This is a genomic window from Corynebacterium sp. HMSC076G08, from assembly GCF_001811515.1.
Taxonomy (GTDB): domain Bacteria; phylum Actinomycetota; class Actinomycetes; order Mycobacteriales; family Mycobacteriaceae; genus Corynebacterium; species Corynebacterium hiratae.
Map to the genome: position 1 here is coordinate 1 of NZ_KV805026.1, position 507 is coordinate 507.

The following is a 507-nucleotide window of genomic DNA, read 5'->3' on the forward strand; positions in this document are numbered from 1 at the left end:
GCTCCTTAGAAAGGAGGTGATCCACCCGCACCTTCCGGTACGGGTACCTTGTTACGACTTCGTCCCAATCGCCGATCCCACCTTCGACAGCTCCCTAACAAGTTTAGGCCACTGGCTTCGGGTGTTACCAACTTTCATGACGTGACGGGCGGTGTGTACAAGGCCCGGGAACGTATTCACCGCAGCGTTGCTGATCTGCGATTACTAGCGACTCCGACTTCATGGGGTCGAGTTGCAGACCCCAATCCGAACTAAGGCCGGCTTTCAGCGATTCGCTCCACCTCACAGTGTCGCTGCGCGTTGTACCGACCATTGTAGCATGTGTGAAGCCCTGGACATAAGGGGCATGATGATTTGACGTCATCCCCACCTTCCTCCGAGTTAACCCCGGCAGTCTCTCATGAGTCCCCAACCAAATGCTGGCAACATAAGACAAGGGTTGCGCTCGTTGCGGGACTTAACCCAACATCTCACGACACGAGCTGACGACAACCATGCACCACCTGT

Annotated in this window: 1 rRNA gene; it reads right to left on the minus strand. The window is 55.6% G+C overall.

The window, feature by feature from the left end:
• Window positions 1-9: 9 nt before the first annotated feature.
• Window positions 10-507 (minus strand): 16S ribosomal RNA (locus tag HMPREF2806_RS04250); the annotation flags it as partial.